Annotated in this window: 4 protein-coding genes; 1 reads left to right on the top strand and 3 read right to left on the bottom strand. The window is 72.3% G+C overall.

Features of this window, described 5'->3' with window-relative positions; translation table 11 throughout:
* Positions 1 to 124: 124 nt before the first annotated feature.
* Together HCJ92_RS21055 and HCJ92_RS21050 are read right to left on the bottom strand one after the other, a co-directional pair.
* Positions 125 to 568, bottom strand: a complete 444-nt coding sequence (locus HCJ92_RS21055; RefSeq protein WP_167935190.1) for a phage tail protein — start codon at positions 566 to 568, stop codon at positions 125 to 127.
* 135 nt (positions 569 to 703) lie between these two features.
* Complete coding sequence (locus tag HCJ92_RS21050) at positions 704 to 2,272, bottom strand: phage tail sheath family protein (RefSeq protein ID WP_167935189.1); 1,569 nt, start codon at positions 2,270 to 2,272, stop codon at positions 704 to 706.
* 455 nt (positions 2,273 to 2,727) lie between these two features.
* On the opposite strand from HCJ92_RS21050, the gene HCJ92_RS21045 reads away from it, so the two are divergent.
* Positions 2,728 to 4,194: an RICIN domain-containing protein gene (locus tag HCJ92_RS21045; RefSeq protein ID WP_338054299.1), complete on the top strand. Its 1,467-nt coding sequence runs from the start codon at positions 2,728 to 2,730 to the stop codon at positions 4,192 to 4,194.
* A 214-nt stretch (positions 4,195 to 4,408) separates the two neighbouring features.
* Here HCJ92_RS21045 and HCJ92_RS21040 read toward each other — a convergent pair.
* Positions 4,409 to 6,257 (bottom strand): ATP-binding protein (locus HCJ92_RS21040; protein WP_167935188.1); only part of this gene is annotated, 1,849 nt, incomplete at its 5' end.

The following is a 6,257-nucleotide window of genomic DNA, read 5'->3' as shown; positions in this document are numbered from 1 at the left end:
GAGGGCATGTCGCGCGAGGAGGCCCGGACGCTCCTGGTCGCGGCCGGGATGAGCGAACCCCACGCCCACGGCGCGGTCACCTCGGCGGCGCGGCCGCCCGGCGCTCGGGGTGCGGTGCGCCGCATTACTCGATGACCAGCTCTTCGAAGGTGATGGTGACGGTCTCGGTGAGGGCGGAGGCGTCGCCGGCCTTGACCGTGCTGGTGTCGATCTTGCTGCACCAGGCGTTGCGCATGTTGTAGCGCTTCACCTCGGTGTTCTGGTAATCCATCATGATGATCGACGCGTTCTTCCGCGCCGTGCCCATGTCGCCGGCGATGGAGTCGTTGATCCACTGCGTGAAGGCCGGGGACTCCGTCATACCGCGGACGACGGTGCAGGTGCCGTTCTTCTTCACGCCGGGCAGGTTCCGGATCACGGGCGGGCCGTTGGCGGAGTTCTGCTGGTAGGTGATGACGTCCTGCTCCATGGACAGTCCGCTCACCTCCGCCAGGTACTCCACCATGACCCCGTCGATCTGGAGGCCGAAGTTGTGTGATGTGAGGCTGTCACCCTGCTGGAGACTCATGTGCTCGCTGTCCTTCTCGGGGTCTCGCGCCCGCGCGGTGGGCGGCGGGGCGGGGCGGGGGTGGTGCTGCGGTGCGGGTCCGGTCGGTGACCGGCCCGGGCGCTGCGGCCGAGCCGGTCACCGGAACGGGTGCTGCTACTCCTCCAGTTCGCCGCTGCCGCTGGAGAACTGGGCCAGGCGGAAGATCACGAACTCGGCGGGCTTGACCGGCGCGACGCCGATCTCGCAGATGACGCGACCGAGGTCCACCGACTCCTGCGGGTTGGTCTCCTCGTCGCACTTGACGTAGAAGGCCTGCTCGGGGCGGGCACCGAAGAGGGCGCCGCTGCGCCACTCGTTGACCAGGAACGCCGAGGCGTTGCGCCGGATCCGGGCCCACAGCGCGTGGTCGTTGGGCTCGAACACCACCCACTGGGTGCCCAGCAGGATGGACTCCTCCAGGTAGTTGAAGTACCGGCGGATGTTGAGGTAGCGCCAGGCCGGGTCGGAGGAGAGGGTGCGGGCGCCCCAGACGCGGATGCCCCGGCCGGGGAAGGCGCGGATGCAGTTGACGCCGATGGGGTTGAGCAGGTCCTGCTCACCGCGGGTGATCTGGATCTGCAGGTCCACCGCGCCGCGGACGACCTCGTTGGCGGGGGCCTTGTGGACACCGCGCTCGAAGTCGTTGCGGGCCCAGATGCCTGCCATGTGGCCGCTCGGCGGGACCATGCGCGCCCGGCCGGTCGCCGGGTCGAAGCTCTTGATCCACGGGTAGTACATGGCGGCGTACTTGGAGTCGTAGCCCGCGGTCTCCTGCCGCCAGACGCGCACCTGGCGCGCATTGAGCTGCGGCGGGGGGTCGATGATGGCGACGCGGTCGCCCATCAGCTCGCAGTGCGCGATCAGGCCGAGCTGGACGGCCTTCACCGACTCCTCGTCGATGGCGCCGCGTTCGTAGGCGGCCATCAGGTCCGGGACCGCGACCATGGAGATCTCGTCGATCGCCTCCAGGCCGCCGAAGCCGGTGCGGTCCGAGGAGTCGCCGAGGTAGTCGCCGGGGCCGGCGTGGCTGCGGTCGGCGGGCTCGTCCGCGGTCTGGACAGCGCCGCTCCGGGGAGCGGGCAGCGTCACCGACTGGTTCTCGGGTCGCGCCAGCTGCCCCGCGGGGGCGGCCTCGGTGACGCCGATGAGCTTGGAGCGCTCCTTGACCTGGTTGACGACGTAGGCGCGGTTGCTCTTCTTGGCGGAGACGTCGAAGGACTCCACCGGCTTGCCGTCGTCCTTGACGGTCAGGGTGAACCGGTCGGCGGGGCCCTCACCGGCGGTGTCCGTGACCTCGACGCTCAGCCGCTCGGCGTCGGCCGCGGGCAGGGCGTGCACGGTGAAGGTGCCGAGCTCGGCCGGGGCGCCGGCGGTGATCGCGACCGGGGCGGCGGGCGTCGCGGCGGCGGGGGCCTCGGGGCCGCCACCGACACGGACCACGTAGGCGGCGGAGCCGCCGTTGTTGAAGAAGCCGTACACGGAGTGGGCGAGGTAGTACCCGTCCGTGAACTCCCCGAAGGACGCGACGTACTGACTCCAGTTCGTCACCAGCGTCGGCTCGTTCAACGGGCCGGTCGGGGCGAGCCCGACGAAGGCCGCCACCGAGGTGCCCACCCCCTCGATGGGACGCGAGCCGCTGGCCACCTCCTCGACGTAGACGCCGGGTGACAGATAGGACGGCATGTTCTGCTCTCTTCCGGGGTACGAGTGAGGAACGTTCTTCAGCCTCGCGCGTGCCCGCATGCCACCGAAACGGCCTTCAGTACCGTGTTCGGGGCAACTTTTGTGCCTGTCGGGGCAGATGCATGCCAACTCTGCCCTCCGGGGCAGGGCTCCCTGCACCACCGGCTGCCCCCGGATCCCTGGTCGCGACAGCCGCCGCGGCGGACACTGCGGAGGAGCTCCGGAACGTCGTGCTCAGAGCGGCGCCGACCGGCAGCGACGGGCTCTCCCGCACCGCCGCGACGACCGGCGGGTCCGTCCCGCGGGCGTTCCTGGGGGCGCGCCGGGGACCGTGTCGGCCTGACGCCCATTCGGGCAAGCGACGCACAACAGGGCAACCCCGCAAGCCTTTTCGGTCACCAGCTCTGCCCGGCGGCTTCCACGGATGATGTGGACGCGCCGCTAGCGTGCGAGGAGTGACCCTGTGGACCTCCCTGGAACCTGCCTCCGCCACCGTCGATCCCGGCGCCGTCACCCAGGTGCGGCTTCGGGTGCGGAACACCGGCGACGTCGTGGACGAGTACCGATTCGAGCCGGTGGGCGCCGTGTCGCCCTGGACGACGGTGGAGCCGCAGACGCTGCGGCTCTATCCGGGCACGACGGGGACGGTGCAGCTGACCTTCGCCCCGCCGCGCAGCCCCGACGCCACCGCCGGCCCCAACCCCTACGCGGTGCGGATCACCCCCACCGAACACCCGGAGGCCGTAACGGTTCCCGAGGGGAACCTGACCATCACCCCCTTCACCGAGGTACGGGCCGAGCTGGTGCCACCGGTCGTCAAGGGCTGGTTCCGCGGTCGCCCGCAACTGGCGGTCGACAACCTCGGCAACACCCGCTTCACCGCCTCCGTCAGCGGCGTCGGCAACGGCGACCAGCTCTCGTTCCAGCTCCACCCGAGCAACATCCAGGTGGAGCCGGGCCGCGCGGCGTTCGTGCAGACGACGATCAAGCCCCGTGAGGCCATCTGGTTCGGCAGCGCCGAGGAGCATCCCTACCGGCTGGAGCTCCAGCGCTCGCAGGCGGACCCCGTCCAGGTGGAGGGCACCTTCCACCAACGCGGCCTGTTGCCCGCGTGGCTCGCCACCGCGATAGGGCTGATGGCAGCCCTCACCCTCGCCTTCGTCATCCTGTGGATCACCCACAACCCCGTGGCGAAGACCCGCGCCGGCGAGTTCGGCGAGGTCGGTGAGTCCGCGCCGTTGGACCCGCGGCCCGACGTCGAGCCGGAGCTCCCGGCGGAGGCAGCGGCCCCGCCCCCGCCGGAGCCCCCGCCGGTCGAACCGCCGCCGCTCCTGCCATCCGAGGAACTCGTGTCACCGGACGGTGCCGGCGGCGACGGCGGAGGCGGAGGCGGAGGCGAGGAGGAGGAAGAGGAGACGGGCCACCCACTGCTCCCCGCCAAGGAGATCCTCCTCTACAACGTCCACACCGAGCTGTGCGCGGGGCTGCCCGGCGAGGGCCCGGGAGAGCCCAACGGACGGGTCGTCCAGAAGGAGTGCGACACCGAGGACGTGAACCAGCGCTGGGACCTGGAGGTCACACACGACGAGGCGGGGCCGGGCGGTACCCAGCTCTTCGTCATCCGCAACGTGGCCGACGGGCTCTGCATGGACCTCCCGGGCACGGGCGGCCAACCCATCCGGACCCGCGTCGGCGAGTGGTACTGCGACCGCACCTTCGACAACAACCAGCTGTGGTGGCTGGACGAGCCGGAGCACGGCGACTTCTGGATCCGGAGCATGTCCAGCAACAGCCTGTGCCTGGAGGTGGGCGGCAACCGCAGCACCACCGTGGGCGCCAGCATCATGATCCACGAGTGCGGTGAGGGCACGGACGACCGGGAGTGGCAGATCTACAACGAGGAGGAGGCCGAGAGGCTCTGACCCTCGGCCCGGCCCCGGACGCACGGGAGGCCCGCGGCGCCCGCTGGAACCCAAGCACCCGGCGGGCGTCGCGGGCCTCCCGCGTCTCCGGAGGAGCACCAGCGGAGTCCGACCGGCACACGCGGTCGAGCCGCACCTGTCGGGCACGCCCGCCCGAGAAGGCCGCCCGGAGGAGGTCCGGCGCGGTCCACTTCGGCGAAGACCGAGGCGACCGCTACCAGTTGCCCTCTCCGGGGACCAGCCGGCCCGCCTTGCGGTACTCGCGCCGGGCACCCTCCAGCAGGTCCTCCTGAGTGACCTGCTCACCCCGGGTGGCGGCGAGGTAGGCCGCCGTCACCACCGCGCTGCGGATGGAGCCGCCGGCCAGCTCGAAGGTGTCGGCCAGCGCCTCCGGCCGGATGCCGTCGACCCTCGGCACGTGCTTGAGCCCGTGGTGCCAGAGCGCGAGCCGCTGCGCCGCGTCGGGGAACGGGAAGTCGACCACCATGTCGAGCCGCCGGGTGAAGGCGTCGTCGATGTTGGAGCGGAGGTTGGTGGTCAGCAGGGCGATCCCGTCGAACGACTCCAGCCGCTGGAGCAGATAGGCCGACTCCAGGTTGGCGTAGCGGTCGTGGGAGTCCTTGACCTCGGACCGCTTCCCGAAGACGGCGTCCGCCTCGTCGAACAGCAGGACGGCGTCGGTGCGGTCGGCCTCGGTGAAGATCCGCTCCAGGTTCTTCTCGGTCTCGCCGACGTACTTGTCCACCACCGACGACAGCTGCACGACGTAGAGATCCAGACCGAGTTCGGCGGCGACCACCTCCGCCGAGAGCGTCTTCCCTGTGCCGGACTCGCCGGCGAACATGCCGAGCACTCCCCTGCCACGGCCGCCACCGGCGCTCAACCGCCAGTCGCCGAGGACGAGTTCTCGATGACGGGCGCGGGAGGCCAGCTCGCGCAGGTCCGTCAGCGGCCGGTCCGGCAGGACGAGGTCTCCCCAGTCGACGTCCGGCCGGATCCGGCGGGCGTGCTGCTCCAGCCCGGAGGCCGACTGCTGCCGGGCCGCCCGGCGCAGGTGGCCCGCGTCCAGGGGGACGCCCTCGAAGTGGGCGAGGTCGAGCGCGGCCCGCGCCGCGCGGTGCACCCGCTCGCCGCCGAGCCGGTACGGGGCGACCGTCACCGCCAGGTCGAGGTGGTCCCCGGCGGGGCCGAGCGCGGCGGACCAGTCGAGGACGCCCGCGGCGGCCCGGCGGGGCGCGTCGACGACCAGCGGGTCCCGGCGGCACCACTGCGGGTCGTAGGGCCGCTTGTCCGCCACCAGGACCGTCACGTCGTCCTGTCCGACGAGCGTCGCCAGCAGCTCGGCCGGCTTCTCCGGCAACGCCGGCAGGACCACCGCGGCACCCAGGAGCCGGGCCTCGCGCAGCAGTTCCCGCGCGTACTCGGCGGGGCCGTCGTAACAGAGCGTCGGCGCGTCGGTGGCGCGCAGCGCAGCCAGCGCGCAGCCGAGGCCGTCGCCCTCCCGGTGCTCCCGGAGGTAGACGGTGGCCGGGCCGCGTCCCAGCAGAGCGGAGAGCAGCGCCGGTACTCCCTCGGTGCCGGCGTGCGACGGGGGCGGGGTGCGCAGATGCGGGGCGAGGGTCGAGTCGGGTGTGTCGTCACCCAGCAGGTGTGAGACGAGCCGTTCCGGAACGCGCAACCCGCGCCCGAGGAAGGGGCGTTCGGGGTCCTCGATCTCGACGAGCCCCAGGGAGGCCAGTGGTCCGGCGGGGTGCAGCCGCGCGCGGGCGTCCGCGTCGTGGGGCTCCGCGCCGCAGAGGTCGAGCGCGAGTCCCACGGTGGCGCGGCGGCGACTGACGTCGTCGTTGAGGTAGCCGTAGAGACCCTCGAAGTCGCGGTCGACCTCGGGGGCGAGGGCGAGCAGCAGGATCGCGGTGTCGAGCGCCGACAGTCCGCAGCGGGCCGCGAGTGCGCCGAGCCGGTCCGCCACTGCGGGGCGTCGCCGGCCCGGCGGTCCCCCGACCGCCTCGACGGCCGGGGCGTCCGGGGCGGTCGGCGGGTGGTCGCCGTCCGGGGCGGCCCGG

The sequence above is a fragment of the Streptomyces spiramenti genome, from assembly GCF_012034385.1.
Lineage (GTDB): Bacteria > Actinomycetota > Actinomycetes > Streptomycetales > Streptomycetaceae > Streptomyces > Streptomyces spiramenti.
Note: the sequence above shows the minus strand (reverse complement) of the source record. Positions and strands in the feature narration are given on the sequence as shown.